The sequence below is a fragment of the Pedobacter miscanthi genome (genome assembly GCF_003315595.1).
Classification (GTDB): Bacteria; Bacteroidota; Bacteroidia; order Sphingobacteriales; family Sphingobacteriaceae; genus Pedobacter; species Pedobacter miscanthi.
The window spans coordinates 1-319 of record NZ_QNQU01000093.1; the positions used below are offsets into that span (position 1 = coordinate 1).

Here is a 319-nt window from a genome sequence, read left to right on the forward strand (position 1 = left end):
CTACAGTATAGGTACCCGCTTTTGTATTCGGAGCAACATTTACTGCGCCTGTAGCCGGATCGAGGGTTACATTAGGATCAGTGGTTGATAACTGGCTTAAATTAACGTTGGTTAAGGTAGCCGGCGAACCATTGTACGAATCGTTTGAAAGTACATTTGGTACAGCCACACCTCCAGTAAATCCATTTGCCGAACCAGCATCGCTATTGGCCACCATTACTGGGGCATCTACCACTACGGTAACGGTAGCCTGTGTGGTTAAACCTGGATTTAATTTATCTTCTATCTGATAAACTACAGAATAAGTACCTGCCGGAGT

General features: G+C 44.8%; 1 protein-coding gene. It reads right to left on the reverse strand.

Annotated elements, in window-relative coordinates; genetic code table 11:
• The coding region (locus tag DRW42_RS28980; protein WP_158544425.1) for a hypothetical protein at positions 1–319 on the reverse strand (319 nt) is incomplete at both ends.